This window comes from Sphingomonas sp. jy18 (assembly GCF_056931895.1).
On the sequence record NZ_JBXPBT010000002.1, the window covers coordinates 393,898 to 419,830 of the forward strand.

22 protein-coding genes are annotated in these 25,933 nt (G+C 63.7%); 2 read left to right on the plus strand and 20 right to left on the minus strand.

The window, feature by feature from the left end:
• Nucleotides 1–22: 22 nt before the first annotated feature.
• The 5 genes from AC0QC4_RS07080 to AC0QC4_RS07100 form a co-directional block, all read right to left on the minus strand.
• Entirely contained in the window at nucleotides 23–682 is a 660-nt protein-coding gene (locus AC0QC4_RS07080) for a NeuD/PglB/VioB family sugar acetyltransferase (protein WP_483659350.1), read from the minus strand.
• Nucleotides 676–1,302 carry a sugar transferase gene (locus AC0QC4_RS07085; protein WP_483659030.1) on the minus strand — a complete coding sequence of 209 codons (627 nt, stop codon included), beginning with the start codon at nucleotides 1,300–1,302 and terminating at the stop codon, nucleotides 676–678. The genes AC0QC4_RS07080 and AC0QC4_RS07085 overlap by 7 nt, the downstream gene beginning before the upstream one ends.
• A complete protein-coding gene (locus AC0QC4_RS07090; RefSeq protein WP_483659031.1) occupies nucleotides 1,299–2,672 on the minus strand; it encodes an O-antigen ligase family protein in 1,374 nt (457 codons plus the stop codon). The genes AC0QC4_RS07085 and AC0QC4_RS07090 overlap by 4 nt, the downstream gene beginning before the upstream one ends.
• A gap of 167 nt (nucleotides 2,673–2,839) precedes the next feature.
• Nucleotides 2,840–4,165, minus strand: a complete 1,326-nt coding sequence (locus AC0QC4_RS07095; RefSeq protein ID WP_483659032.1) for an O-antigen ligase family protein — start codon at nucleotides 4,163–4,165, stop codon at nucleotides 2,840–2,842.
• A gap of 84 nt (nucleotides 4,166–4,249) precedes the next feature.
• On the minus strand, nucleotides 4,250–5,026 hold the full coding sequence (locus AC0QC4_RS07100) for a metallophosphoesterase (RefSeq protein WP_483659033.1): 777 nt from the start codon (nucleotides 5,024–5,026) through the stop codon (nucleotides 4,250–4,252).
• Nucleotides 5,027–5,207: 181 nt separating this feature from the next.
• Here AC0QC4_RS07100 and AC0QC4_RS07105 point away from each other — a divergent pair, with 181 nt between their 5' ends.
• Complete coding sequence (locus AC0QC4_RS07105; protein WP_483659034.1) at nucleotides 5,208–5,957, plus strand: TylF/MycF/NovP-related O-methyltransferase; 750 nt, start codon at nucleotides 5,208–5,210, stop codon at nucleotides 5,955–5,957.
• 31 nt (nucleotides 5,958–5,988) lie between these two features.
• Here the strand turns inward: AC0QC4_RS07105 and AC0QC4_RS07110 are convergent, their stop codons facing one another.
• From AC0QC4_RS07110 to AC0QC4_RS07160, 11 genes are all read right to left on the minus strand, one after another.
• Complete coding sequence (locus tag AC0QC4_RS07110) at nucleotides 5,989–7,233, minus strand: polysaccharide pyruvyl transferase family protein (protein ID WP_483659035.1); 1,245 nt, start codon at nucleotides 7,231–7,233, stop codon at nucleotides 5,989–5,991.
• A gap of 148 nt (nucleotides 7,234–7,381) precedes the next feature.
• The gene (locus AC0QC4_RS07115; RefSeq protein WP_483659036.1) at nucleotides 7,382–8,875 is read right to left on the minus strand and encodes an oligosaccharide flippase family protein; all 1,494 of its coding nucleotides are present in this window, start codon (nucleotides 8,873–8,875) and stop codon (nucleotides 7,382–7,384) included.
• A gap of 22 nt (nucleotides 8,876–8,897) precedes the next feature.
• The gene (locus AC0QC4_RS07120; RefSeq protein ID WP_483659037.1) at nucleotides 8,898–9,896 is read right to left on the minus strand and encodes an NAD-dependent epimerase; all 999 of its coding nucleotides are present in this window, start codon (nucleotides 9,894–9,896) and stop codon (nucleotides 8,898–8,900) included.
• 141 nt (nucleotides 9,897–10,037) lie between these two features.
• Nucleotides 10,038–11,312 carry a nucleotide sugar dehydrogenase gene (locus AC0QC4_RS07125; RefSeq protein ID WP_483659038.1) on the minus strand — a complete coding sequence of 425 codons (1,275 nt, stop codon included), beginning with the start codon at nucleotides 11,310–11,312 and terminating at the stop codon, nucleotides 10,038–10,040.
• 217 nt (nucleotides 11,313–11,529) lie between these two features.
• Nucleotides 11,530–12,834 (minus strand): ATP-dependent protease ATPase subunit HslU, encoded by a 1,305-nt coding sequence (hslU, locus tag AC0QC4_RS07130; protein ID WP_483659039.1) that lies wholly within the window; start codon nucleotides 12,832–12,834, stop codon nucleotides 11,530–11,532.
• Nucleotides 12,835–12,944: 110 nt separating this feature from the next.
• Nucleotides 12,945–13,514: an ATP-dependent protease subunit HslV gene (gene hslV / locus AC0QC4_RS07135; protein ID WP_483659040.1), complete on the minus strand. Its 570-nt coding sequence runs from the start codon at nucleotides 13,512–13,514 to the stop codon at nucleotides 12,945–12,947.
• Nucleotides 13,515–13,647: 133 nt separating this feature from the next.
• On the minus strand, nucleotides 13,648–14,685 hold the full coding sequence (locus AC0QC4_RS07140) for a mannose-1-phosphate guanylyltransferase (protein WP_483659041.1): 1,038 nt from the start codon (nucleotides 14,683–14,685) through the stop codon (nucleotides 13,648–13,650).
• Entirely contained in the window at nucleotides 14,682–15,476 is a 795-nt protein-coding gene (locus AC0QC4_RS07145; RefSeq protein ID WP_483659042.1) for a class I mannose-6-phosphate isomerase, read from the minus strand. Before AC0QC4_RS07145 ends, AC0QC4_RS07140 begins: the two co-directional genes overlap by 4 nt.
• Nucleotides 15,477–15,504: 28 nt before the next feature.
• Nucleotides 15,505–16,815 carry a UDP-N-acetyl-D-mannosamine dehydrogenase gene (gene wecC / locus AC0QC4_RS07150; protein ID WP_483659043.1) on the minus strand — a complete coding sequence of 437 codons (1,311 nt, stop codon included), beginning with the start codon at nucleotides 16,813–16,815 and terminating at the stop codon, nucleotides 15,505–15,507.
• Entirely contained in the window at nucleotides 16,799–17,944 is a 1,146-nt protein-coding gene (gene wecB / locus AC0QC4_RS07155) for a non-hydrolyzing UDP-N-acetylglucosamine 2-epimerase (protein ID WP_483659044.1), read from the minus strand. The genes wecC and wecB overlap by 17 nt, the downstream gene beginning before the upstream one ends.
• A gap of 82 nt (nucleotides 17,945–18,026) precedes the next feature.
• On the minus strand, nucleotides 18,027–19,205 hold the full coding sequence (locus tag AC0QC4_RS07160; protein ID WP_483659045.1) for a vWA domain-containing protein: 1,179 nt from the start codon (nucleotides 19,203–19,205) through the stop codon (nucleotides 18,027–18,029).
• Nucleotides 19,206–19,378: 173 nt separating this feature from the next.
• Between AC0QC4_RS07160 and AC0QC4_RS07165 the strand changes: the two genes are divergently transcribed.
• Complete coding sequence (locus AC0QC4_RS07165; RefSeq protein WP_483659046.1) at nucleotides 19,379–20,776, plus strand: methyl-accepting chemotaxis protein; 1,398 nt, start codon at nucleotides 19,379–19,381, stop codon at nucleotides 20,774–20,776.
• Between the two features lie 6 nt (nucleotides 20,777–20,782).
• Here the strand turns inward: AC0QC4_RS07165 and AC0QC4_RS07170 are convergent, their stop codons facing one another.
• The 4 genes from AC0QC4_RS07170 to AC0QC4_RS07185 form a co-directional block, all read right to left on the minus strand.
• Entirely contained in the window at nucleotides 20,783–21,112 is a 330-nt protein-coding gene (locus tag AC0QC4_RS07170) for a PspC domain-containing protein (RefSeq protein ID WP_483659047.1), read from the minus strand.
• A gap of 240 nt (nucleotides 21,113–21,352) precedes the next feature.
• Nucleotides 21,353–23,371, minus strand: coding sequence for an RNA polymerase sigma factor RpoD (gene rpoD / locus AC0QC4_RS07175; RefSeq protein ID WP_483659048.1), 2,019 nt, complete (start codon nucleotides 23,369–23,371; stop codon nucleotides 21,353–21,355).
• A gap of 81 nt (nucleotides 23,372–23,452) precedes the next feature.
• Nucleotides 23,453–25,357, minus strand: a complete 1,905-nt coding sequence (dnaG, locus tag AC0QC4_RS07180; RefSeq protein WP_483659049.1) for a DNA primase — start codon at nucleotides 25,355–25,357, stop codon at nucleotides 23,453–23,455.
• Nucleotides 25,358–25,432: 75 nt separating this feature from the next.
• Complete coding sequence (locus AC0QC4_RS07185) at nucleotides 25,433–25,888, minus strand: GatB/YqeY domain-containing protein (RefSeq protein WP_483659050.1); 456 nt, start codon at nucleotides 25,886–25,888, stop codon at nucleotides 25,433–25,435.
• Nucleotides 25,889–25,933: the final 45 nt, after the last annotated feature.

A 25,933-nucleotide genomic window follows, 5' to 3' on the forward strand; every position in this document is an offset into this window, starting at 1 on the left:
GATCCAGTCCGCAGCGGCGACTTCAGCGGTTGCTGGTCAGCATCCGCGCCGGATTGCCAACCACCGTTGCGCCGTCGGGGACGTCTCCGAGCACCACCGCGCCCATGCCGATCACCGCGCCCGCGCCGATGCGCACGGGGCGTGCCGCAGTCCCCTGCCGTATTGCCGCACCGGCGCCGATATAGGCACCATCGCCGATGTGGATGGCGCCATTGCAGCGTACGCCCGGCGCAAAGGTGACGAAATCGCCGATCACGCAGTCATGTTCGACGATGCTGTGGATGTTTCCATGGAAATGGGCGCCGATGCGGATGTTGCTGGTGATGACCACGCCGGGGGAGAGCAGGGCGCCGGGGCCGATCTCCACATCGTCCATGATGACCACGCCGCTTGCGGTCACCGACAAAGGCGCCAACCCCGCATCGCCGCACTTGCCTGCAAGACGGCGCCGCGTCGCCGGGTCGGCCACGGCGACCGCGATTGCCTTTTCGGTAGCAGGCTCAGCGCAAAAGGCGTCGAACGGCAGGGTGGCGTGGCCGTTGACGATTTGGCCGGCCTTGCCGTCATCGACGAAAACCAGACGTATGTCGCGCCCGTCGAGCGCTGCCTGCGCGCGCGCCAGCGGCATGATGCCGCGACCGCAGCCGCCCGCGCCGAATATGCCCCACAGGATGCTCAGGATGGGTCACTCCCGGGGACAGGCGTGCCGGTGAAGCGGGGCATGGTGACATCGCCGGCATGGGCGATGTCCGCGCGGCGCAGCACCTTGAACACGGTCATGAACAGGATGCGGATGTCGAGCCACAGGCTGCGATTATCGACATACCACACATCGAGTGCAAATTTTTCCTCCCAGCTCAACGCGTTGCGGCCGTTGACCTGGGCCCAGCCAGTGATGCCCGGGCGCACATCGTGACGGCGCATCTGTTCGGGAGTGTAGAGGGGGAGGTAGGCCGGCAGCAGCGGGCGGGGCCCGACCAGGCTCATCTCGCCGCGCACGACATTGATCAGGCATGGCAGTTCGTCGAGGCTGGAAGCGCGCAGGAACTTGCCGAAGCCGGTAAGCCGCTCGGCATCGGGCAGCAGCGTGCCGGCTGCGTCACGCTCGTCGGTCATGCTGCGAAACTTGTATATGTTGAAGATTTGGCCACCGAGTCCCGGTCGTGCCTGTCTGAAAAGCACCGGGCTGCCGAGGCGCAGCCGGACCGCAATGGCAACCAGCGCCATCACGGGCAGGATCAGCGGCGCACTGATGGTGCAGAGGGCAAGGTCGAACAGTCGCTGCAATGGGTAAGCCTTCACTCTTTCGCTGCATTGCCCCCGCTGGCGCGCATACGCAACTCCTGCGGCCCGCGCGACAATCGTGGGCGCAGCGTTATCAGCCCAGGCTTCGGCACCCGGCCCGATCTTTGTCCCTTGCCATCGCGCTGTAGCGCCTGTTGACGGAACTCCTGGCCCATCGCGAGCATGATGCCGATCAGCACCCAGAAGAAGCTGAAGCGCAGGCCTTGGTGCGTTATTCCATAGAGGAGCGAGGGCACCAGATACCAGGACAAGGCCAGCGGCAGGCTGCGCAGCACATTCCACACAAACGTGCAAAAGAGCAGCAGGCCGATCACGCCGTAGCTGAACAGCATCGTTCCGAAAGAGCTGTGAATCTCGACTGCCAATACGTTAGCGGGCTCGAAACGCGTATAATATCCCTCGCCAGCGCCGAACAATGTATATTCGTAATATTCGACGATCCGGTCATAGTTGCGTTCTTCGAATGTGCTTGTGTCATGGTCGATACGATTGCGAAACTCGAAATCTTCCACCGTTGCGCTTTGGCTCAGAAAATTCTCGATATAGCCGGTTTGCGTTGCAACCAGCATGATCATCAGGCCGACCAGAGCGCCGAGCGCGCGCTTCATCGGCGTTTTCAAAATTATCCAGAACCACAGCGTCAGCAGCAGGAGCACGGCAATCGCGCCTGCGCGCGAAAGAGATGCGATCACGCAATAGGCGAGGATCAGCAGAAACGGCAGGTCCAGCCAATAGCTCTGGTTGCGCCGGATCAGCAGATACAGGCTGAGAATGACGATCCCCCAATAGGCAAGCTGGTTCGGATTCTGGAATGTGCCGAGGGGACGAAAATTGTCGTCGAGCATCAATGCGCCGAGCTGGAAAACGGCTGCGGCGCGGATGGCAAAGATTACATACCGGTCGAAAAGCTCTGCGTTGCGTGGGCGGACAGCATAAACAACCATCGCTACGACAGCATTGAACACATAATATAGTATCGGCGTTGCGATATTGAGTTTGCCGGTCAAGGCTACCCAGACGATGTTGACTGTCGCAATCCAGCCGAGCAGCACGAACAATATGATGTTGCGCTTGATGAAATCGAGAATCATGCGCGGCTTGGCGATCAGCAAACCGATTGCCGCCAGTCCGATGTCGGCGGGTTGGGCCAGCCCTTCATTGAAGACGTAGAACATCTTGAAGAAGACGTAATTGGCAACGACGAATGCGGACAGATGGCCGATGTCGAGCCCAGAGATATTCGACCAGACCGGGCGCTTGGCGATAGCGATGCCCTGTTTTTCGCGCTCCGGATGTGGAGACTGGTCAGGTACCACGCTCGCCAACGGTCGATTCCCTTCCCCAAGTCGGGAGGTTCCACCGACCATGGCCAAACTTATAGTGCACCGAACTGCAGTCTGCCAATTTAGAACAGCGCCTGACTAACGGCAATCGTCGATTGCTATGGTGGCGGCAGCAATCAGTCATGGGGCCAATCATCGCGTCGGCTTGTGTCTATGCATCAGGATGCGCAGATCCGGCCAGACGATATTCTTCATTCTCGCCCGGCTCCGACGCTACCTGCATACATGCGCAGCTCCTCAGGACCCCGCGCTGTCCGCGGGCGCAGAGGTGTGGCGCCCGGCCGGCGGGCTCCGCTGGTCTTGCCTGCATGCGTCAGTTTCAACCGATCCCGGTACTGAAGCTGCTCTCCCATCGCCAGCATCACGCCAATCAGCACCCAGAAGAAGCTGAAGCGCAAGCCTTGGTGTGTGATGCCATAAACCAGCGACGGTATAAGGTACCAACCAAGCGCCAGGGGCAGATTGCGGACTACGCGCCAAAGGAAGGCGCAAAACAGGGTAAAGCCAACGATACCGTAACTGAACAGCATCGTCCCGAACGAGCTGTGGATCTCGATGGCCGTGACGTTGCTCGGTTCGAACCGCGAATAATAGCCTTCGCCTGCTCCCAGCAGCGTATATTCGTAAAATTCGACGATCCGGTCATAGTTACGCTCTTCGGCCAGCGATGTATTGTCGCCTGCCTCACGTTGCTGGAAATTTTCTGCAGTGGCGGTGTTGCGCAGATAAGTCTCGACATAGCTGGATTGCGATCCGGCAATAATCAAAAGCAGGCCCACGAACACACCGACCGACCGCCGGAACGGCGTCTTGAGGATCATCCAGAACCAGACGCCAAGCAGCAGCAGCGCGGCGACCGACCCGGCCCGGGAGAGCGAGGCAACCACACAGTAGGTCAGAATGACGAGGAAGGGCAGGTCGCTCCAGTACGACTGGTTGCGCCTGATGACCAGATACAGACTGAGAACGACGATGCCCCAATAGGCGAGCTGATTAGGGTTCTGGAAGGTTCCGAGCGGACGGAAGCTGGGATCCAGCACCACGGCCACCAGCTGGACGACAGCTGCGATGCGGATGGCAAAAATCACGTACCGATCAAAGAGATCGGGGTTTCGCAAGCGAACCGCATAGGCCGTGATCGTAACCACGATGTTGAACAGATAATAGCTGATCGGAACCGCCATGTTCAGCTTGGCGGTAATGAGGGCCCAGGTAAAATTGACCGCTGCAATCCAGATCAGCAGCGCGAACAGCACCATATTGCTGCGTACGAACGACATTATGAGTTTCGGCGATGCAATCAGGGCGCCGATTGCCGCCAGCATGATGTCGGCAGGCTGCGCCAGGCCTTCGTTGAAGATGTAGAACATCTTGAAGAAGACGTAGAAGGCCATGACCAGCGCTGCGAACTGCCCGATATCGGCGATCGGCTTGCGGCGCGCAGGGCGTTGCATCCCATATTGGGTGCGCCGGGCGCCGACTGGCGATGCAGTCTGGTCAGGCAGGACGGTTGCCAAAATCTGGCTCCTTCAATTCTTTAGCGGCATCAGCCAGTCGCACTGCTGGCCGGATGCGGCTGTATAGCAGCTTTGCCGAACGTGTCAGCGCCCGACTTCGAGAAGCCAGCGGGCTTCGCTTTCGAGGCCGATGGCACTCAATTTCCCATCGGCTTGATAGGCCCCGGTGTCGATACCGATGCGGTTGGGCTGCTCGTCCACCTCGGCAGAGATGGTGTGACCATGCACCACCATCATGCCGTGATCGACGGAGGACTCGATGAATTCGCGGCGGATCCATGTAAAGTCGCGCGGATCCTGCGCCGACAGCGCCACGCCCGGGCGGATGCCGGCATGGACAAACAGATAATCGCCGATCTGCACATAATCCTGCAACCCGCGCAGGAATGCGATATGGCTTTCGGGAATCTTCTCTCGCAGCTCGGCCCGGAAAAAGGGGCCGCCCATCGCCACCGCCTTGTCGCCGATTGCATAGCTGGCCAGCGTCTCGCGGCCGCCGAACTTGCGCCATCCGGGCAAGTCTGTCTCGTCACCGTCGATTACCGCGAGAAAGGCATCCTCGTGATTGCCACGCAGAAAATGGCAGGTGGCAAAGGCCGGTGGATCGGTGGCCAGCCAGTCGACCACGTCCTTGGAGCGCGGCCCGCGGTCGATGAAATCGCCGAGGAATATCAGGTGGACCGCCGTTGCTGGCGGGCGCGATACCGTGTCCGCGGCAATGCGGTCGACCAGCGCGCGCGCCATCGCATATTCGCCATGAATGTCGCCTATGGCGTACACGCGCTCGCCAAGCGGGATTGCAGGTGGCTGCTGCGGCTGGGCAGCGGGGGCACCGAACCAGCGTTTAAGCATCGAAATCATGGTGGGCCCATGCAACAGACCGGTCGCGCTGCCAAGCTTTACCGCTTGAAACCGTTATGCATCTGCGGCAAATGGAGAAAAGTCCGAAGCCATAACTGTAACGAAACGAGCTTAATGTCCGGCGAGTGATACCGCCGATATGCACTTTGCCGCTCCTCCTACCAAAGGTCAGCCTACGAATATGCGCCGCTTTCTGTCGAAGAAGCTGACCAATCTGGCAGCGCGCGTTGCAGGACCATCGCCAGTCAGAGACGAAATTCCCGAAGTCGCCGATTGGCAGCGCCAGATGATCGACACGGTCCGACCCTATACCATGACCAGCTTGCCGGCGCTGTGGGCGACGATGCAGGCCGTCGATCATGTTGTGCGGCACGGTATCGATGGCGATTTTGTCGAGTGCGGCGTGTGGCGCGGCGGCAATGTAGTGCTGGCCGGCCTGATGCGGCAGCATCTGGGCGCGAAGTTTACCATCCGTGCCTATGACACATTCGCGGGCATGACCGCACCGACCGAGTTCGATGCAAAGCCCCTGACCGAACTCGATGTGCAGGCAAAGTTCGACCGGCTCGCGGCCGGCGACCATAACGAATGGTGCTATGCCAGCCTGGACGACGTGCTCGCTAACTACGCTCGTCATGTCGGGGACAATGCGCTGATTGCGATCAAGGGTTCGGTCCTCGATACGCTGCGTGAGCCCGCCAACCTGCCGGAGCGCATCTCGGTCCTGCGGCTGGACACCGACTTTTACGACAGCACGCTGGTCGAGCTAGAAGTATTGTGGCCGCGTCTTGTCACCGGCGGCATATTGATGATCGACGATTTCGGCGAATGGGCAGGGGCGCGCAAAGCTACCGAGGAATATTTTGCCGGGCGCAAGCTGTGGATGCACCGCGTGGACCGCTCGGTCCGTCTGGTCATCAAGGGCGACTGAGCCGGTCTGCCGGCTCCGCAGATAATGCGTTCTATCGCAGCGGCGCGAACAGCGCAGCGAGATCGGCGTGCAGCTTGTCCCGCGCTTTCCCGACGATTGCTTGTTGGCGCGATGCCTCACCCTGCTTGTCGGCGACGATGGTGCGGAGCCGATCTACGAGCGGACCTTCCCACCCTGGCGCGGGTTGTTCAGGGCGATCGATCAGACCGATCTGGTTAAACAGGCCGGTCAGCTTGAATGTGCCGGTTTCCACCGGAATGACGGGCGTGCCTGCTTCGATAGCCAGCACACAGGTGTGCAGCCGGCCGCTGACAACAGCATCGAAGCCACCGAGAAACCCGACATAATCCTCGATATCGAGGTTTTCGCCCTCCGCGGTAAAGCCATCGCTGGCTAGCCACGGGCTCCAGACCATCGCATCGTTGAACCATTCGTTGCTGATGAACACCGGCTCCAGCCCGGCCGCGCGGATGGCGCGGGCGAGGTCGAGCCAGTGGCCGGCCAGATTGGCCTTGGTGGTAGCCGGTCCGTTGAACGACAGGGCAATCCGGCCGGTAGCGGCTTGCGGCGCGCGAAGGGTGCCGTGGAGCATCGCCGCATCGGGCAGGACAACCGGGTCCACCTTGCCGCCGCCAGCACGATAATTGGCAGCACTGGCATGATCGCGGAACAACAGTATGTCTGCCTTGTCGAGCACATGCGCCGCAATTTTCCGAACCAGCGGATGTTCGACTTCGAAACTGGTGTTGACGAAGGCCGTGGGGATTCCGAGCAACTGTGCCGCCCGCATGTCGAGCAGATACTGGAGGGGTGTGTCGGTCAGCTTGGGCAGGAACTCGCCGGCGGCGTTCATCACATAGAGGCTGGCGGTGGCAACCTTGGCTTGGCGGCGCGCGCGCATGGCATCGAAGATGCCGAGCGCAGACAAGCGCTGGCGCAGTTGCAGCTTGTGCCTGAGGCCGGCAAAGCGGATGGGTTTCGTCGCGCTGCGATCGAGCACGATAGAATCGCCGCACCAATCGCTTGGCGGGGCGTTCCTGCCAGCCTCCGCCAAATCCTGCGCGGCAGCGTCAAACGCGGCGATCGGATCGGCTGCCTGGTCGAACTGGGCGAGGGTGTAGCGCTTTATGAATGGCGGAATGCGTTCCAGCACCGTCACTTGCCGGTCGGGGAACATCTCGGCCAGCAAATCGCGCCACACCCGCGACAGGGTAACATTGCCCTGATTACGCGTGGATGCGCGGGTAACCAGCACGACGGACCGTGCGGCGCTCACCGAAGAGTAGTCGCTAGGTGTCATTAGTAGGTGATTCCGCCTTGGCTGGTCTGCTTTGCGCAAACCAACGTTGCTACGGCATAGGAAGCGGTTGCTGTTTTGGCCAGCCGAAAATGGCTGATTTCAAACGCTTGATCGCGGCCGGCATTCAATTTGGCACACCCGGCCTCTGCCAGATGCGCGCGCGCCGTCGCGCCAGAGGTTCTCCGAGCCAGGCGGCCGGCAGCAGCACCGCGAGCAGCAGCAGGGCGCCGGCGCAGAGCAGGATGTTTGCGGCAGCCAGTATCATTGGTTCGGCTGCGAGCCAGGGGCGCAGAACAAGTTCGCCCACCGCCACGACCGACGCGCCTGTGCCGAGGCCGGGCAGCATTGCCATCAGGAAATGACGCGCCGGCCCAGCGGCTTCGCGCTCCTTGCGGCCCATGGCGAACAGCAACGACAGGTAGAGCGGCACCACGGTGCACAGGGCGACGGCCGATACCCCGCGTGCGGCAAAAAGGGCGAGCGCAGCCGCGATGAGGACCAGCAACAGGCCGTGACGCAACGCCATGCCGCGCACATCGCCAACCACGACCGCAACGCCATCAAAATAGAGCCGGGCGACGCGGGCAGGCAGGCCGGCGGCAAGGATCGCCATCGGAAGCGCAACCGCCGTCCACTGCGCGCCGAGCAGGATCGCGACGACCCATTCGCGCAGCAGGATGATGCCTGCTGCGACCAGCGCGGACAGGATGGTGAGGATGCGCAGGGCCATGATCATGTGCGGGCCTACGCCGCCGACCTGTCCCTTCGCGGTGGCGAATACCTGGCGCATGGTCTGGTCGATGGCGAGGAAGGGCTCCTTCGCCTGCACGCTGATATTGTAGGCGCGGCTGTAGATACCGGTCGCAAAAGCGCCGAGCGTGATGCTGACAGCCAGCGTATCGACATTGGTCCAGCCCCAGTTGAGCAGGCGGGAAAGGACGCCATAACCGCCAAGCTTCAACTGGCCGATCACCAGAGACAGGCGACGTGGCGGAGCGACGGGCAGACGCGCGAGGATGGCGAGAATGACGGCCGTGACAACATTGGATACGACCAGGCCGGAGATGACGGCGAACAGGTCGAAACCGGCCAGAGCAAGGCTGACCGACAGGCCCATGTAGAGCAGCACGGTGAACAACGACATGGCCGACGCCGCGGCGAAGCGGTGCTCGCGCCGCAGGATGCCCAGACCGGCGACGAAAAAGACCTGCGAGAGGAGAACGGGAATGATCGCGATCAGCGCGGTTCCCAGCCGGTTGAAATCCAGCGCCTGCTCGATCCACGGCGCCGCAATCGCTAGCAGCGCCGACATGACGACACTGAGCAGCAGACCCGCCCAGATCAGCCCGCGCAGCCGCTCGCGAGTCAGGTCGTCATCGCGGATAATCGGATAATCGATCACGGCTTCGAGCAGCACCAGCGACAAGACGGTAGGAATGGTGGCGAGCGCGAGTACGCCAAAATCCACCGGGGTCAGCAGGCGCGCCAGCACGATCATCCCGACGATCGTGACCGCCGTGCGCCCGACCCGACCGAGTATCAGCAGGCTGCTGCCGCGCACGATCGAGCGCCCGACGTCCGTGCCGCTGCCACGCGAGATGATCGGGCTGTCGTCCATCTTGGTGCCCCGGGGCGCCGGTTCAGGCGCCGTGATAGTCTTTGTACCAGCGCACGAAGTTGGGCACGCCGACGTCGATGCTGGTCGATGGCTGGTAGCCGAGATCGGACTGGATGGCGTCGATATCCGCGAAGGTTTCCTTCACGTCGCCTGCCTGCATCGGCAGCATGATCTTTTCCGCCTTGCGACCGCACTCGTCCTCGAGGATCTCGATGACCCGCATCAGGTCCTCGCTGCGGTGGTTGCCGATATTGTAGAGGCGGTGCGGCTTGATGCTGCCGCCGGCCTTGGGCAGGCCATCATCGGCGGGCGGATTGTCGACGCAGGCGACGATGCCGGAGACGATATCCTCCACATAGGTGAAGTCGCGGCGCATATCGCCATGGTTGAAGACCTGAATGGGTTCGCCCGCCAGAATCGCCTTGGTGAACAGCCACATCGCCATATCGGGACGGCCCCACGGGCCATAAACGGTAAAAAAGCGCAGGCCCGTCTGCGGCAGGCGGTAGAGATGCGCGTAAGTTTCGCTCATCAGCTCGTCGGCCTTTTTGGTGGCGGCGTAGAGCGAGAGCGGATGGTCGACACGGTCGGCGACGCTGAACGGCAGTGTCTGGTTGCCGCCATAGACCGAAGAGCTGGAGGCATAGACCAGATGTTCGCTCTGCCGATGGCGGGCGATTTCCATCATGTTGAGATGGCCGACCAGGTTCGACTGGACATATGCATGCGGGTTTTCGATCGAATAGCGGACCCCGGCCTGCGCACCGAGATGGACAATGCGCTGGAATTCCTTGCCCTTCAGCGCCGCGTCGAGGGCGGGAAAGTCCGCGAAGTCGACGTGGATGAACTCGAAATTATCGCCGCCCAGCTCCTTCAGCCGAGCGAGCCGGTCCTGCTTGAGCTGCACCGAATAATAGTCGTTGAGATTGTCGATGCCGATCACCCGGTCACCGCGTGCGAGCAGGCGGGTGGCCAGCGTCATGCCGATGAAGCCTGCAATGCCGGTGATGAGGATGTTCATGGGTTGGAGCTTTCGGGTAGAAAAAGAATAGGAAACAGAATCAGCGTCATTCCGGCGAAAGCGGGAATCCAGGGCGGCACAGCGCGGTGTCTGCCGCCCCTGGATTCCCGCTTTCGCGGGAATGACAAAGCGGAGGGAGCATCACAGTCGCCACAGCGCGACCGGGAATGACGCAGCCTTGTCGCCCAGGCCGTTCTTGAGATCGGCGAACAGGCCGCCATCGGCGACAAGCGCGGCGAGCGCGTCACTGCCCATTGCCAGATACTCCCGGTGTGCCACGGCGAGCAGGACGAGATCGTAGCGGCGTTCGAGCGCGTCTGCAGTCAGCGTCACACCATATTCGTGGGTCGCTTCTTCGCTGTCGGCATGCGGGTCGTGGATGGTGACGTCGTGGCCCTTGGCGGCCAGCGCCTTGATGACGTCAGCGACCTTGCTGTTCCTGAGATCGGGCACGTCTTCCTTGAAGGTCAGCCCCATCACCAGCACGCTGCCTGCCTTGCCGGCGCGGGCGCTGTGCAGGCGCTCGGCGACCCAGTCGGCCATGCCGTCGTTGATCGCTCGCCCGGCCAGAATGACGCGCGGGTCATGTCCCAGCTCCTCGGCGCGGTGGCTGAGGTAATAGGGGTCGACACCGATGCAGTGCCCACCGACCAGGCCGGGCGTGAAACGCAGGAAATTCCACTTGGTGTTGGCTGCCGCCAGCACATCCCACACGCTCAAGTCCATGCGGCCGAAAATCTGTGCAATCTCGTTCATGAACGCGATGTTGATGTCGCGCTGCGCATTTTCGATGACCTTGGCGGCCTCGGCTGCCCGGATCGACGCAGCGCGGAACACGCCGCCACTGGTGATGCTGTTGTAGAGGTCGGCGACCTGCTCCAGCACCTCGGGCGTCTGTCCGGAGACGACCTTGGTAATCTTGTCGATGGTATGTTCGCGGTCGCCCGGATTGATCCGCTCGGGGCTGTAGCCGAGGAAGAAATCGCTGCCACAAGCGAGGCCGGAGGCCTGTTCAAGCACAGGCGCGCAGATATCCTCGGTAACGCCGGGATAGACGGTGCTTTCGAAGACGACGATCGGCTTGCGCGACGCATCGAGCATGGTGCCGACGGTCTTCGATGCCTTCACCACCAGCGACAGATCGGGCCGGTTGGCTTCGTCGATCGGCGTCGGCACGGTGACAATGTAGAAATCCGCCGGCGGACAGGCGGCAGGATCGGCGGTCAGCTGCAGCGTCGAGGCGGCCAGGCGGTCAACATCGATTTCGCCAGTGCGATCGTGGTTCGCCTCCAGCTCGGCAATGCGCGCGGCGTTGACGTCGACGCCCCAGGTGTCGAATTGTTTTGCCAGTGCAACGGCCAGCGGCAAACCGACATATCCCAGTCCGATGACAACGACGCGGGGCTGGGGGGGCATGATTTTCCTCTGGCGCTTGGGGTAGGCGGTTTCGCGTCCTCATAGCGCCAAAGCGCGCCGGTTCAACCGGTTGTTGGTTGGTTCCTCCCCGGCACGGGGAGGGGGACCATTCGAAGAATGGTGGAGGGGCAGGTGCGGCGTAACGTGAGCTCACCGAACAACCGCGTGCCCCTCCACCACTTCGTGGTCCCCCTCCCCGTGCCGGGGAGGACCTTAATCACAGCACATATTTGCTGAGATCGGTGTTCCGCGCGATGCTCGAGAGCTGGCTTTCGACATAGGCAGCGTCAATGGTGATCTGCTCGCCCTTGCGGTCTTCCGCCTCGAAGCTGATCGTCTCCAGCAGCCGTTCCATAACCGTCTGCAGGCGCCGCGCGCCGATATTCTCGACGCTGGCGTTCACCTCCGCTGCGATTTTGGCGAGCGCGGCGATTGCCTCGGCGGTGATGTCGATGGTCACTTCCTCGGTCGCCAGCAGCGCGACATATTGCTGCGGCAGCGACGCCTTGGTGTCGGTAAGGATGCGGACGAAATCCTCTTCGGTCAGGCCCTTCAGCTCGACGCGAATGGGCAGGCGGCCCTGCAATTCGGGCAAGAGGTCGCTGGGCTTGGCGACATGGAATGCGCCCGAGGCGATGAACAGTATATGGTCGGTTTTGAGCGGGCCATATTTGGTTGCAACTGTCGTCCCTTCGATCAGCGGCAGCAGATCGCGCTGCACGCCTTCGCGGCTCACCGAACCGCCGCGCACATCGCTGACCGCGATCTTGTCGATCTCGTCGAGGAAGACGATGCCATTGGCCTCGGCATCGGCGAGCGCCACGCGCGCGACATCGTCCTGGTCGAGGCGCTTGTCCTGCTCCTCTTCGATCAGCCGGTTCCACGCCTCGCGCACCTTGAGCTTGCGGCGCTTCTTGGGCGGGCCATTGCCCATCGCCTTGCCGAACATCTCGGTGAGATTGATCATGCCGACGCTGCCGGGCTGGCCGGGCAGTTCGAACGGCATGGAGGGAGCCTCGCTGACCTCGATCTCGATTTCGGTCTGCTCCAGCGCCCCTTCCTCGAAGCGCTGGCGGAAGCTGGCGCGCGTCGCTTCGGACGATTCCTTGCCGGTCAGCGCGTCGAGCAGCCTTTCCATGGCGGCGGCGGTGGCGGCCTCGCGCACCGCCTCGCGGCGGCGCTCCTTTTCCAGCCGGACGGCTTCCTCGACGAGATCGCGGGCAATCTGCTCGACATCGCGACCGACATAGCCGACCTCGGTGAACTTGGTCGCCTCTACCTTGACGAAGGGCGCGTCGGCCAGCTTCGCCAGACGGCGGCTGATCTCGGTCTTGCCGCAGCCGGTGGGGCCGATCATCAGGATATTCTTGGGCGTGACCTCGTCGCGCAGATCGAGGCCGAGCTGCTGGCGACGCCAGCGGTTGCGCAATGCCACGGCAACCGCGCGCTTGGCGTCGGCCTGGCCGATGATGTGCTCGTCGAGCGCGGCCACGATGGTTTTGGGGGTGAGGGTGGGGTGCATGTTTTTTCCTTCTCCCCTCCGGCTTGCGGGAGGGGTCGGGGGTGGGTGCGTGAGAGGGCGGTGCTTGCGGACCGGCCCACCCTTAACCCCTCCCGCGAGCGGGAGGGGGATTAGGTCAGTTCGATGGTTTCCATCGTCAACTGATCGTTGGTGAAAACGCAGATGCTGCCGGCAATCGCCATCGCCCGCCTCGCCAGCTTCTCCGCATCCGGTTCATAATCGATCAGCGCCAGACCTGCTGAGAGCGCGAAGTTGCCGCCGGAACCGATGGCGGTGACGCCGTGCGCGGGCTCGAGCACGTCGCCGTTGCCGGTCAGCACTAGGGTGACATCCTTGTCAGCGACGATCATCATCGCTTCGAGGTTGCGCAGAAATTTGTCAGTGCGCCAATCCTTGGCCAGTTCGACAGCCGCACGCATCAACTGGCCGTTGTGTGCCTCGAGCTTCCTTTCGAGCCGCTCGAACAAAGTGAAGGCATCGGCCGTCGCACCGGCGAAGCCGGCGATGACACTGCCGTCATGCAGACGGCGCACCTTGCGCGCGTTTGGCTTCATGATGGTGTTGCCCATCGACACCTGCCCGTCGCCGACGATGACGACGCGGGTGGGGGTGCGAACGGAAAGGATGGTGGTGCCGTGCCAGGGTGACCCGGCATGCGCGGCGGAGCTGTGGTCGGTCATTGCCGGGGATATGGGAGGAGGCGGGGGAGGGTGCAAGATAGTCCTCTTTCGCCATTGCGAGCGCAGCGAAGCATTCCATTGCGGCGCTGCACTGCCCTGGATTGCTTCGCTGCGCTTGAAATGACGGAGTCGGCTATTTCAGCCGATCCACCAGCGCCTTGATGTCCTGCGCACGGTCACGCGGTATGACCAGCACGTCGCTGCCGGTGGCGATGACGATCAGGTCGTGGATACCGAGGGCGGCGATGCGCACGCCGGGCGCGGCGTGGAGCAGGGTGCCGCTGCTGTCGATGGCCAGCGTCTCGCCAAGGCTTGCGTTGTCGGCCCCGTCCTTTTCCGCAAGCTCGTGCAGCGCCGACCAGCTGCCGACGTCCGACCAGCCCGGATCGACGGGGACAGTGACGACATTGTCCGCTTTTTCCATCACCGCATAGTCGATCGACTCCGAAGGGGAGGCGGTGAAGGCGGCGGTGTCCGGACACAATGTGTCGCGCTCGCGCTGTGGGGCGGCCATTGCGGCCGCGCAGGCGTCAGCAATGGCGGGGGCGTTCGAGGCGAGCGCGGCGAGATAGGCGTCGGCGCGCATCAGGAAGATGCCGGCGTTCCAGACGTGCCCGCCTTGCGCCAGCATCGCGGTGGCGCGCGCCGCGTCAGGCTTCTCGACAAAGCGGTCGACACTGTAGACACCCACGGCACGCTGCTTTCCGCAGGCGATATAGCCATAGCCGGTGTGCGGGGAGGCAGGCGTGATGCCGAACGTGGCGAGCGCGCCCTGCGCGACCTCGGGAAGCGCCTTGTCGATGGCCGCGAGGAAGGCGGGCAAATCGGCGATGACGTGATCCGACGGCATGACCAGCAGCGTCGCACCGGGCCCGGCGGCATGCGCAGCGAGCGCAATGGCGGGCGCGGTGTTGCGTGCGGCGGGTTCGACGATGATCGTCGCGTCGTCCACGCTTGCGGCGGCGAGATCGGCGCGGACATGCACGACGTGGCCCGGGCCGCACACGATGATCGGCGCAGCGAAGCGGGCGCGATCTGCGGCGCGGGCGAGGGTCTGCGCGAACATCGAGGCGGTGCCGGTCAGTGCATGAAACTGCTTGGGGCGCTCAGCCGTCGAAAGCGGCCACAGTCGTGTTCCGGAGCCGCCGGAGAGGATGACGGGGGTGATCATGACGGCCAGGCTATCAGCGCGCGCGCACCCGGCGCCAGCGCAATTGCGGCGGCGTCTTGCGTCACGGCGCATTCCCCGAACGCAATCGCCTCGCCATCGACGCAGCAGCCCGCACCGAGGGGCGTAACCGTCAGCTCGATGGCGGGATAATCGGCGGGGTCGAGCGGACCTTGCGCGCGCACAAGATGGAATTTCGGTCCAGCGACCAGTGTCACCGACCCGTCCCCTGGCACGCGGCGATCGCGTTGATCGTCGTGCGGTTCCATCCGCGCAACCGCCAGCCCGGCATCGAGATGCAATTCGCGCGGGCGGCCATAGTCGAAAAGGCGGAAGGTGCAGTCGACATTTTGCTGCACCTCGATCACCGTCAGCCCCGGCCCGATGGCATGGATGGTGCCGGCGCTATTGTAGACGAAATCACCGACCTGCGCTGGACGCCAGTCGATCAACCGCTCGATGGTTCCGGCTTCGGCGGCGGTGCGCAGTTCATCGGCGCTGCTGGCGCACTTCAGGCCAACGCCGAGCTCGGCGTCCGGAGAGGCATCGAGCACCAGCCAGCATTCCTCCTTGCCCCGCGGATAGCCGAGCGCCTGCGCGGCGGCATCATCGGGGTGGACCTGGATGGACAGGCGTTCGGACGTGAACAGGAATTTGACCATCAGTGGCGCATCTTCGCCGGCTGGATGCTCGAACCATATCTCGCCGATCCGCCGCCCGCCGAAATCGCCGAAGGCGACGGGGATGTCTGTGCGGCCCCATGGCTTTTCGACAATGCGGGTGGGGAGTTTCATCGGTGGTGGGAACCGGCGGGTCAGGCCGTCAGGCCGCCCGCCGGACGCGGTTTCCCGCCGGGTCGGCTTTCGGCTGATCCGGCCACAGGCCGCGCGTGTCATAGACGAGCTTGTCCTCACGCTCCTCCAGCGGGATCGAGCGGAACATGTCGTGGTCGACGAGCACGATCAGCATCGTGCAATCGTTCAGTGCATCGTCGAGCTCGACCAGCTCGGCACCGGTTCCGGCGAACTCCATGGGCAGGGCACTGGCATAGGGCTCGACGAGCTGCACCACGCGACAGAACCGGCGAGCAAGCGCGGCGGCGACGGCGACGGCGGGGCTTTCGCGGAAATCGTCGATATTGGGTTTGAAGGCGAGGCCGAGACAGGCGACTTTTGCGGTTGGATCGGCTTCCAGCAGCGCCTCGACCTGGCGGATGGCGCGGCCGATGACGAAGTCGGTCTTGGCTTCGTTGACCTCGCGCGCGGTGCGGATGATGTGCGCGGTATCGGGCGCTCCGGCGACGAGGAACCAGGGATCGACGGCGATGCAATGGCCGCCGACACCGGGGCCGGGCTGGAGAATGTTGACGCGCGGGTGGCGGTTGGCGAGGCGGATCACCTCCCACACATCGACGCCCATCTCCTCGGCGATCATGCTGAGTTCGTTGGCAAAAGCGATGTTGACGTCGCGGTAGCTATTCTCGACCAGCTTGACCATTTCTGCGGCGCGCGCGGTGGTGGTCAGGCAGGCACCGCGCACGAAGCTGCGGTAAAAACCCATCGCCTTGCGCGCGCACCGCGGGGTAATGCCGCCGATGACGCGGTCGTTGTCGACCAGCTCGATGAGGATGCGGCCGGGCAGCACCCGCTCCGGGCAGTAGGCGATGTAGAGATCGGGCGTGCCGCTGCTATGGCCTGGTACTTTGAGATCGGGACGGGCGCTGGCAAGAAGCGCCGCGACCTGATCGGTCGTGCCGACTGGCGAGGTCGATTCGAGGATCACGAGATCGCCGCTCTTGAGCACCGGCGCGATGGTGCGGGCGGCGTCGAGCACGTAGCTCACGTCCGGGGCGTTGCCCTCGCGGATCGGCGTCGGCACGGCGATGACGAAGGCATCGGCCGTCTCAGGCGTCACGCTGGCGCGCAGACGGCCACGATCGACCACGCCCTGCACCAGCCCGTGCAGATCGACTTCCTCGATATGTACCCGGCCTTCGTTGACAGTATCCACGACATGCTGGTTGATGTCGAGCCCCAGCACGTGCGCGCCCGCGCGCGCAATCACTGCGGCGGTGGGCAGGCCGATGTAGCCGAGGCCGACGACGACGACCTTGAGTTCATTGTCCATGGGCATCGGCGACTATCCTTGCGATTCTCCTGGCCGCTTGTCCATCGCCATAAGGATTATGGGCGCGGGCCATCGCGGCATAGGCGGTGCTATCGTCGAGCAGGGTGAAGATTCCGGAAACGATGGTTTCCTCGTCGGTACCGACGAGGCGCGCGGTGCCCGCTGCGACGCCTTCCGGCCGCTCCGTGGCGTCGCGCATGACGAGCACCGGTTTGCCAAGGCTCGGGGCCTCTTCCTGCACGCCGCCGCTGTCGGTCAACACCAGCTCGCTCATCGCCATCAGGCGGACGAAGTGGGGATAGTCGAGCGGATCGATCAGCGCGACATTGGGCAGGGCGCCGAGCATCGCCTCCATCACCGGGCGGACGTTGGGATTGGGGTGGACAGGGAAAATCACGGCGACATCGGGTCGTGCGGCAATTCGCGCAATTGCTCGCGCAATGCTCGCCATGCCCTCGCCGAAATTCTCGCGGCGGTGACTGGTGACGGCGATGATGCGCCTGCCGTCGAAGCGCGCGGCGAGCGGGTCGAGGCTGGATGCGAGCGCGGGTTGGGCGTCGATGCGGGCGCGGGTGGCAAGCAGCGCGTCGATGACGGTGTTGCCGGTAATGTGGATACTGCTGCCAAGGACATTCTCGCGCGCCAGCGCAGCGGCGGCCGCCTCGGTCGGGGCGAAATGCAAGTCGGCGACTGCACCGGTGACCTTGCGGTTCACCTCCTCCGGCCAGGGCGAATAGATGTTGCCGCTGCGCAGGCCTGCTTCGACATGCCCGACGGGGATCTGGCGGAAATAGGCGCTGAGCGTTGCCATCATCGTCGTCAGCGTGTCGCCGTGGACAAGGATGCGGTCGGGCTTCTCATCGTCCAGCGCCGCACCGAACTGGGTGAGGATACGGGCAGACAGGGCATCGAGCGACTGGCCAGCCTGCATCAGGTCGAGATCGATGTCGGGCACGATGCCGGCGATGTCGAGCACCTGGTCGAGCAGCGCGCGATGCTGCGCCGTCACCGCCACGCGCGTCTCAAGCGCCGGATTGGCGCGCAGCGCGTGGACCACCGGGAACATCTTGATCGCCTCCGGCCGGGTACCGAAGACGACGAGGATGCGGGGTTTGCGGGGAGCGGGCAAAGTCATCGGCGCGCGCTATAGCATGCGCGGGTTAAGGGCAGGGAAATGGAAAAAGAGACCCCACTCCCGCCTGCGGGAGAGGGGGATTTCACCGCTTCCTAGTCAATTCCCGCATCGCATCGTCCAGCCCAGCCAGCGTCAGCGGGAACATGCGATTGTTCATCGCCTGCTGGATGATCTTGGTCGATTGCGAATAGCCCCAGTGGTTTTCCGGTACCGGATTGAGCCAGGCGGCAGCGGGATAGGTGTTGGTCAGGCGTTGCAGCCAGACGATCCCCGCTTCCTCGTTGAAATGCTCTACCGATCCGCCCGGATGCGTGATCTCGTAGGGGCTCATTGCCGCATCGCCGACGAAGATCAGCTTATAGTCGTGCCCATATTTGTGCAGCACGTCCCACATCGGCGTGCGCTCCGAAAAGCGGCGCTTGTTGTCCTTCCAAACGCCTTCGTAGGGGCAATTGTGGAAGTAGAAAAACTCCAGGTTTTTGAACTCGCTGGAGGCCGCACTGAACAATTCTTCGCAGAGCTTGATGAACGGATCCATCGATCCGCCGACGTCCAGGAACAGCAGCACCTTGATGGCATTGCGGCGCTCTGCGCGCATGTGGATGTCGAGCCAGCCCTGCTTCGCCGTGCCACGGATCGTCGCGTCGATATCGAGCTCGTCCTGCGCGCCTTCGCGGGCGAAGCGGCGCAGACGGCGGAGCGCAATCTTGATGTTGCGGGTGCCAAGTTCCTTGGTGTTGTCGAGATTGCGGAACTCGCGCTTGTCCCACACCTTCAACGCGCGCTTGTGCTTCGATTCTCCGCCGATGCGGACGCCTTCGGGATTATAGCCCGAATTGCCATAGGGGCTGGTGCCGCCGGTACCGATCCACTTGTTGCCGCCCTGATGGCGCTTTTCCTGCTCCTCCAGACGCTTCTTCAGCGTCTCCATGATCTCGTCCCAGCTGCCCAGCGACTTGATTTCTTCCATCTCTTCGGGCGTCAGGAATTTCTCGGCCACCGCCTTCAGCCAGTCGGAAGGTATCTCGGCATTCTGTTCGGCCCAGGTTTTTTCCAGCCCCTTGAACACCTTGGCAAAGACCTGGTCGAACCGGTCGAGCAGCCCTTCGTCCTTCACATAGGTGGCGCGGGCGAGATAGTAGAATTCCTCGGGCTTGCGCTCGATCACCTCGGCATCGAGCGCTTCGAGCATCAGCAGATGCTCCTTCAGGCTGGCGGGGATGCCGGCGCTGCGCATTTCGTCGAGAAACTGGAAAAACATGGCGCGGCTCCGCACAGGTGACGTTAACGTAAAGCATGAAGCGACGGGTATGCGCAAGCCCTTCACCCCAACCGCAGCCGGCCAAGGCGTTGACGCCACATTAACCGGTTTCTGTCACGAAGCGGTGAGGATCGGGCGCGTCCAAGCCCCAATGGCATTGCGTGGAGCAGAAGATGAAGCAGGATAGTCTGGCGGCAGAGCAGGCCGTAATCGACCCCCGGCTCGCGGCAGATACCGGCGAACTGGCGATCGGCTGCGCCGATGTCGGCGGGCGGATCGAGGAGGTCGCCAGCGAGCTTGAGCAGCAGGTCGACATGCTGTCCCGCCTCGAACGGGTTACTGCCGATCTCGAAGCCGACCAGGCGCAGGTGGCGCGCGCCACCGAGGAAGCCAAGGTTTTGTCGGCCAAGGCAGCGGAAAAGATCACCGCCAGCGCCAGCCATATCTCCGGCACGATCGCCGAATTCGGCCAGCTGACCAACCTCATCGAGCGGCTGGGCACCCATGTCACCAACTTTGCCGCGGCGATGGAGCAGGTGAAGGGCGTGTCGGCCAGCATCGAATCGATCGCCAAAACCACCAACATGCTCGCGCTCAATGCTGCCATCGAGGCCGAGCGGGCAGGGGACGCCGGCCGGACCTTTGCTGTCGTCGCGTCCGAAGTGAAGAAGTTGGCCAGCCATACCCGCGCTGCAACCGACGAGATCCGGCGTACGGTCGGCAGCCTGTCGAGCGAGGCGGAAGGTCTGGTGCGCGAGATCAAGGCGGGGGTCGAAGAGAGCCACCGCGCCGAGAAGGGCTTCGAAACCATTGCCGATGCGCTCGGCCGCGCGATCGATCTGGTTGGCCTGGTCGACGGGCAGAGCGATCAGATCGCGCGCAGTGCCTCGCTGATCCACGGGAACAGCCAGCAGGTGCGTGGAGCCCTGGAAGATTTCGGTCGCCGCGTGCGTGCCAGCACCGATCGGCTGACGGAGGCGCATGCCCATGTCGACCGGCTCGAGGGCCTGTCCAATCAGCTATTCCATGGCCTGGTCGTCTCGGGTGCATCGCCGGAGGACTGGAAGTTCGTCGCTTACGCGACCGAGCGGCGCGACGCGGTGCTGCGCGTTACCGAACGTGCTCTGGCCGACGGCTCGCTGACCATGGCCCAGCTGTTCGACACCGATTACCAGCTGATCCCCGGCAGCAAGCCCGAGCGGTTCCGCACCAGCCTGTGGGACTGGGCGCATGCCCATTGGCAACCGATGCTGGACGAGATCGGCCGCTTCGACGAGCGGGTGATCAGCACCGCCTGCACCAGCCGCGATGGCTATCTGCCGACCCACCTCTCCGCTTACTCGCGGCCACCGACCGGCGACGTGGCGCACGACACCCGCTTCTGCCGCAATGGCCGGCGGTTCTTCGATGCGATGGATGCCAAGGCCAAGGCGTCCGAAGAGCCCTTCTTCATGGCGGTCTATCGGCGCGAAGGCGACGGCAGCTATTATGACGTCGTGCGCAACGTCTATGTGCCGCTGCACTTCCGCGGGCAGCGCTGGGGCGACCTCGAAATCAGCTACATGCTGTAAGGCGGATCAGGCGGCGAGCGGGAGCAATTCGTCCTCGTCCGCGCGCGCTTCCTCGGATTCGACGGTTTGGGTGGCCTCCACCTGCTCCGACGGTGCAGCATCCACGCTGCCTGCAATTGCCAGTGCAGTCGGCGCCGGGAACAACCAGCGCGATACCGCGACGAGCACGCCCATCGCCAGATAGGCGACGATCACGGGCACGGGTGCAAAGAACAGCGCACCGGCCATCCCCAGCCGCAGCCAGTTGGCGTGAATGCCGAAATCTTCGCCCAGCGCCTCACAGACGCCAAGGAACGTATCGTCGCGGGTGAAGAGGTTGGGGGAGGCGGTGGTCATGGTCTCGATATCCTGTCTTGCCGGGGAGGGGAGGGCCGGCTCGTTTTTGGTTAAGCAGGAGGCGTGCCAATTGCTGAAATTGGCGCATTTGCGGGGATTGAGGCACGGTTGAGAGGGCGCCTGCCGGCGCCCATGCCGGACAATCTGCCAACAATTGGTATAATCCGTCCACAACAGGCGATGGGGCGAGCAGCTTGTGCCGCCCGCCCCATCACGCGGTGAAGGAATGTCAGGCCAGGCCTATTGGTCGAGGAACGAGCGCATCTTGCGCGACCGGCTCGGGTGCTTCAGCTTCCGCAGGGCCTTCGCCTCGATCTGCCGGATGCGTTCGCGGGTCACGCTGAACTGCTGGCCGACTTCCTCGAGCGTGTGATCGGTGTTCATGCCGATGCCGAAGCGCATGCGCAGCACGCGCTCCTCACGCGGGGTGAGCGAGGCGAGCACGCGGGTCACGGTTTCCTTGAGGTTGGCCTGCACCGCGGCGTCGACCGGGATGATGGCGTTCTTGTCCTCGATGAAATCGCCGAGGTGGCTGTCTTCCTCGTCGCCGATCGGCGTTTCGAGGGAGATCGGCTCCTTGGCGATCTTCATCACCTTGCGCACCTTTTCGAGCGGCATCGAAAGGCGTTCGGCCATTTCTTCCGGCGTCGGCTCGCGGCCCTGCTCGTGCAGGAACTGGCGGCTGCAGCGCACCAGCTTGTTGATCGTCTCGATCATGTGCACGGGGATGCGGATGGTGCGCGCCTGATCGGCGATCGACCGGGTAATCGCCTGGCGGATCCACCAGGTGGCATAGGTGCTGAACTTGTAACCGCGGCGATACTCGAACTTGTCGACCGCCTTCATCAAGCCGATGTTGCCTTCCTGGATCAGGTCGAGGAACTGCAGGCCGCGGTTGGTGTATTTCTTGGCGATGGAGATGACGAGGCGCAGGTTGGCCTCGACCATTTCTTTCTTGGCGATGCGCGCTTCACGCTCGCCCTTCTGCACCATGTTGACGACACGGCGGAACTCGCCCAGCGCCATGCCGGTCGACTGCGAGATTTCCGAGATTTCGGTGCGCACGCGATCGACCGCGCCGGCCTCGCGCTCGGCAAAGGCGGCCCACTTCTTGTCGAGGGTCGCAACGCTCTCCAGCCAGTTCTCGTCGAGCTCGGAGCCGATATAGCGATCGAGGAAGTCCTTGCGCGGCACCTTGTGGCGCTCGGCCAGGCGCAGCATCTGTCCGCCGAGTGCGGTCAGGCGCCGGTTGTAGCTGTAGAGCTGGTCGACCAGATATTCGATCTTGGCGTTGTGGAACTGGACACTCTCGACCTCGGCGGTCAGCTCGTCGCCCAGCTTCTGATACTTCTTTTCCTGCGCCGGCGGAAAATCATTGCCGACCGACAGCGCCGCAAGCCGGGCGCCCTGAAGCTTGGAATATTCCTTGTACAGCCGGGTGATCGCGGCGAACTTCTCGATCGCCTCGGGCTTCAGCTGCTCTTCCATCTGGGCGAGGCTGAGGGTGTTGTCTTCCTCTTCCTCCTCGAACGCCGGGCGCGCGCGGCGCTCGGTCATCGACTCCTCGTCGTCGTCGGAATCGGCCGATGCCTCTTCGGGCTCCTCCTCGTCCTTGAACGAGGGGCCGGCCGATTTTTCGGAAATTTCCCCGTCCTCGCCTTCGCCTTCCTCATCGAGGTTTTCGGGCACCGGGTCCTTGTTGAGCATCGCCTCGAGATCGAGAATCTCGCGCAGCTGCATCTCGCCGGCGTTGAGCGCGTTCGCCCATTCGATGATCGCGTGGAAGGTGATCGGGCTCTCGCACAGCCCCATGATCATCGTGTCGCGGCCGGCCTCGATGCGCTTGGCGATGGCGATTTCGCCCTCGCGGCTGAGCAGCTCGACCGCGCCCATCTCGCGCAGATACATGCGCACCGGGTCATCGGTGCGGTCGGCGACTTCCCGCTTCTTTTCGGGCGCAGCAGCCAGTGCCGAGGTGGCGCCGACCGGCTCCAGCTCGTCGTCTGCCTCGTCGGCCTCCGCTTCTTCCTCGGCGTCCTCGTCCTTTTCGACGATGTTGACGCCCATTTCGGAGATGGCGGACATGATGTCCTCGATCTGCTCGGAGGACATCTGGTCCTGCGGCAGGGCCTCGTTCAGCTCGTCATACGTCAGGTAACCGCGCTTCTTGGCCCGCGCGAGCAGCTTCTTCACCTTCGCGTCATTGAGGTCGATCAGCGGCTCGTCTCCGCCGGTCACTTCGATATCGTCGTCGCTCATGCTTGTTCCCGATGCCCTATGTGGGGCCAGATAAGATGTGCCGGCCGGTTTCTCAACCGGATGATTCGTTATTCTTCCACCCTATGGGCGGCTGCTTTCCCCCAGTCCGGCGAGCCTTTCGGCCAGTTCGGACCTTGTCCGCATCAGTCGCTGCTGATGCGCGAAGCTCTCCTCATCGAGCTGCAGCCGCATCGCGTCGGTTGCCGCAGCCAACGCCCGTTCCACTTCCGGCCATGCAATGATAGCGGCAATCGCCTCGTCGAGATCGCGGACCGCTGCCTGTTCGGCGGCGGCGCGGGCGCGCTGCCCCTCGGCATCGTCCGGAAATGAGAGGCGCCGGGTGAAAGAAAACTGGATGGTGTCGGCGCTGAGCAGTTCCTGCGCCTTATTATACACCGGCATAGGCGCCAATATGGCCATCACGCCATCGGTATCAAGGCTTTCTTGCGCTTCGAAGGCGATGTCGGTGATGGCGGCCAGCAATCGGCCGGTCGCCGGGTCGGCAACGGGGAGGGTCGCCAGCGCCTCCGCGTGTGTCGTGAGGCGAGCGGGATAGCGCAGCAGGCCGGCAAGCACGGCATCGGCCAGACGCGCATCGATCGCGGGAGCAATCTCGCGCAGGCTGGCGGTCGGTGCGCGTTCGGGCGGCGTGAAGCGTCCTGGCCCGGTTCGAGGCGTCGCTGCGAATGTCCGCTGCGGTCGCTGCCGGGGTGCAAAGAAGGCCGCGTCGAGCCGCTCCCTGAAGGCCTGCCTGTAGTGCGCGCCGACGTCCCGGTCCGCGATGCTGTCGGCCCAGTCGAACAGTTGCTTGCGCACCGCTGCGCGCGCTTCGGGCGTATCGTTGCTGCGCCCGTCGAACGCAGTCTGCCAGAGCATGTCGACCAGCGGGACGGGGGAGGCCGCCAGTGCATCGAACGCTGCCGCGCCGCCATTGCGGACGATATCGTCCGGGTCCTGACCGGCTGGAAGCGTCACGAAGGCAAGGCTGTGCCCCGGGCGGAGCAGGGGCAGGGCGCGGGTTGCGGCGCGCAGGGCCGCCCGCTGCCCGGCGGCATCGCCGTCGAACGCCAGGATCGGCACGGGCACCTGCCGCCAGGCGAGTTCGATCTGCGCTTCGGTCAGCGCAGTGCCAAGCGGGGCGACCGCCTCCTCGATGCCGGCCTGCGCCAGCGCGATGACGTCCATATAGCCTTCGACGACGATCAGCCGGTCGGTCTTGCGCGCCGCCGGTGCAGCGCGGTCCAGATTGTAGAGGATGCGCCCCTTGTCGAAGAGGGGGGTGTCGGGCGAGTTGAGATATTTTGGTTCGCCTTGTCCGAGTATTCGCCCGCCGAACGCGATCGTCCGCCCGCGCACGTCGCGGATGGGGATCATCAGCCGGCCACGAAAGCGATCGTACGGGTCCTTGCGCGATGCCGGCGCGTCATCGGGCGGCGCGATCAGCATGCCTGCCTCGATGGCGAGCCCGTCCCCGAACTTGGCCAGCACCTCGCGCAGCCGTCCACGCGCGTCCGGCGCATAGCCCAGGCCGAATGTCGTAATGGTTGCAGCGCTGAGGCCGCGCTTCGCCAGATAGGCGCGGGCCTCCGCTCCCTCGCCATCCGCCAGCCGTTCCCTGAACCAGTGCGCCGATGCCTCGGTCACGTCGCGCAGCGTCACCGCCTGCTCGGCCTTGGCGGCGGCGCGCGGATCGGGGGCAGGCACCTCCATCCCGGCCGATGCCGCCAGCTCCTTGACCGCCTCCATGAACGGCAGCCCGCGCTGATCGGTCATCCAACGGATGGCATCGCCATGCGCGCCGCAGCCGAAGCAATGGTAGAAGCCCTTGTCGTCGTTGATCGTGAAGCTGGGCGTCTTTTCGTTATGAAAAGGGCAGCACGCCTTATACTCGCGCCCTGCACGCGTGACCTTGATGGACTTGCCGATCAGTGTGGACAGCACGGTGCGCGCGCGCAGTTCGTCCAGCCATTGCGGGGTGAGGGTCATGGGATGTGGCCCCGTTGCGCGTAGTTCACATCACCCACCCCAGCCGCTCCCTCGGAAAGGGAGGGGCCTTGATTGTCACCCGGCCAGCGCAGCCTTCACCAGGCCGCTGGCCTTGCCCATGTCGAGCTGCGTGCCGTGGCGCGCCTTCAGTTCGGCAATCACCCGGCCCATGTCCTTCATCGACGTCGCGCCGAGCTCGGCCTTGATCGTCTCGATCGCCGCGGTGGTGGCCGCCTCGTCGAGCTGGGTGGGCAGGAAGCTCTCGATCACCGCGATTTCGGCAGCTTCGATTGCCGCCATCTCAGGCCGCCCGCCGCTTTCGTACATGGCAATCGATTCGCGGCGCTGCTTGACCATCTTCTGCATCACCTCGACGACAAGCGCATCGTCGTCGGGCTGGGCGCTGGCGGTCCGCAATTCGATATCGCGGTCCTTCACCTTGGCCAGGATCAGGCGGACGGCCCCCAGCCGCTCCTTGTCGCCTGCCTTCATCGCGGCAATCTGGGCAGCTTTCAGGTCATCGCGAATCATGGCGAAACGTCTCTCGTCGATTGGAAAGCGTGTAACCTAGCCGAC

What these genes read in the sequence shown, in the direction of transcription:
- AC0QC4_RS07090 (WP_483659031.1), bottom strand. Translation starts at nt 2,672, where the DNA reads ATGGTCGGTGGAACCTCCCGACTTGGGGAAGGGAATCGACCGTTGGCG.
- AC0QC4_RS07115 (WP_483659036.1), bottom strand. Translation starts at nt 8,875, where the DNA reads ATGGACGACAGCCCGATCATCTCGCGTGGCAGCGGCACGGACGTCGGG.
- AC0QC4_RS07100 (WP_483659033.1), bottom strand. Translation starts at nt 5,026, where the DNA reads ATGATTTCGATGCTTAAACGCTGGTTCGGTGCCCCCGCTGCCCAGCCG.
- AC0QC4_RS07185 (WP_483659050.1), bottom strand. Translation starts at nt 25,888, where the DNA reads ATGATTCGCGATGACCTGAAAGCTGCCCAGATTGCCGCGATGAAGGCA.
- dnaG (WP_483659049.1), bottom strand. Translation starts at nt 25,357, where the DNA reads ATGACCCTCACCCCGCAATGGCTGGACGAACTGCGCGCGCGCACCGTG.
- rpoD (WP_483659048.1), bottom strand. Translation starts at nt 23,371, where the DNA reads ATGAGCGACGACGATATCGAAGTGACCGGCGGAGACGAGCCGCTGATC.
- AC0QC4_RS07120 (WP_483659037.1), bottom strand. Translation starts at nt 9,896, where the DNA reads ATGAACATCCTCATCACCGGCATTGCAGGCTTCATCGGCATGACGCTG.
- AC0QC4_RS07160 (WP_483659045.1), bottom strand. Translation starts at nt 19,205, where the DNA reads ATGTTTTTCCAGTTTCTCGACGAAATGCGCAGCGCCGGCATCCCCGCC.
- hslV (WP_483659040.1), bottom strand. Translation starts at nt 13,514, where the DNA reads ATGACCGACCACAGCTCCGCCGCGCATGCCGGGTCACCCTGGCACGGC.
- AC0QC4_RS07145 (WP_483659042.1), bottom strand. Translation starts at nt 15,476, where the DNA reads ATGAAACTCCCCACCCGCATTGTCGAAAAGCCATGGGGCCGCACAGAC.
- AC0QC4_RS07170 (WP_483659047.1), bottom strand. Translation starts at nt 21,112, where the DNA reads ATGACCACCGCCTCCCCCAACCTCTTCACCCGCGACGATACGTTCCTT.
- AC0QC4_RS07140 (WP_483659041.1), bottom strand. Translation starts at nt 14,685, where the DNA reads ATGATCACCCCCGTCATCCTCTCCGGCGGCTCCGGAACACGACTGTGG.
- AC0QC4_RS07165 (WP_483659046.1), top strand. Translation starts at nt 19,379, where the DNA reads ATGAAGCAGGATAGTCTGGCGGCAGAGCAGGCCGTAATCGACCCCCGG.
- AC0QC4_RS07105 (WP_483659034.1), top strand. Translation starts at nt 5,208, where the DNA reads ATGCGCCGCTTTCTGTCGAAGAAGCTGACCAATCTGGCAGCGCGCGTT.
- wecC (WP_483659043.1), bottom strand. Translation starts at nt 16,815, where the DNA reads ATGCCCATGGACAATGAACTCAAGGTCGTCGTCGTCGGCCTCGGCTAC.
- AC0QC4_RS07125 (WP_483659038.1), bottom strand. Translation starts at nt 11,312, where the DNA reads ATGCCCCCCCAGCCCCGCGTCGTTGTCATCGGACTGGGATATGTCGGT.
- hslU (WP_483659039.1), bottom strand. Translation starts at nt 12,834, where the DNA reads ATGCACCCCACCCTCACCCCCAAAACCATCGTGGCCGCGCTCGACGAG.
- wecB (WP_483659044.1), bottom strand. Translation starts at nt 17,944, where the DNA reads ATGACTTTGCCCGCTCCCCGCAAACCCCGCATCCTCGTCGTCTTCGGT.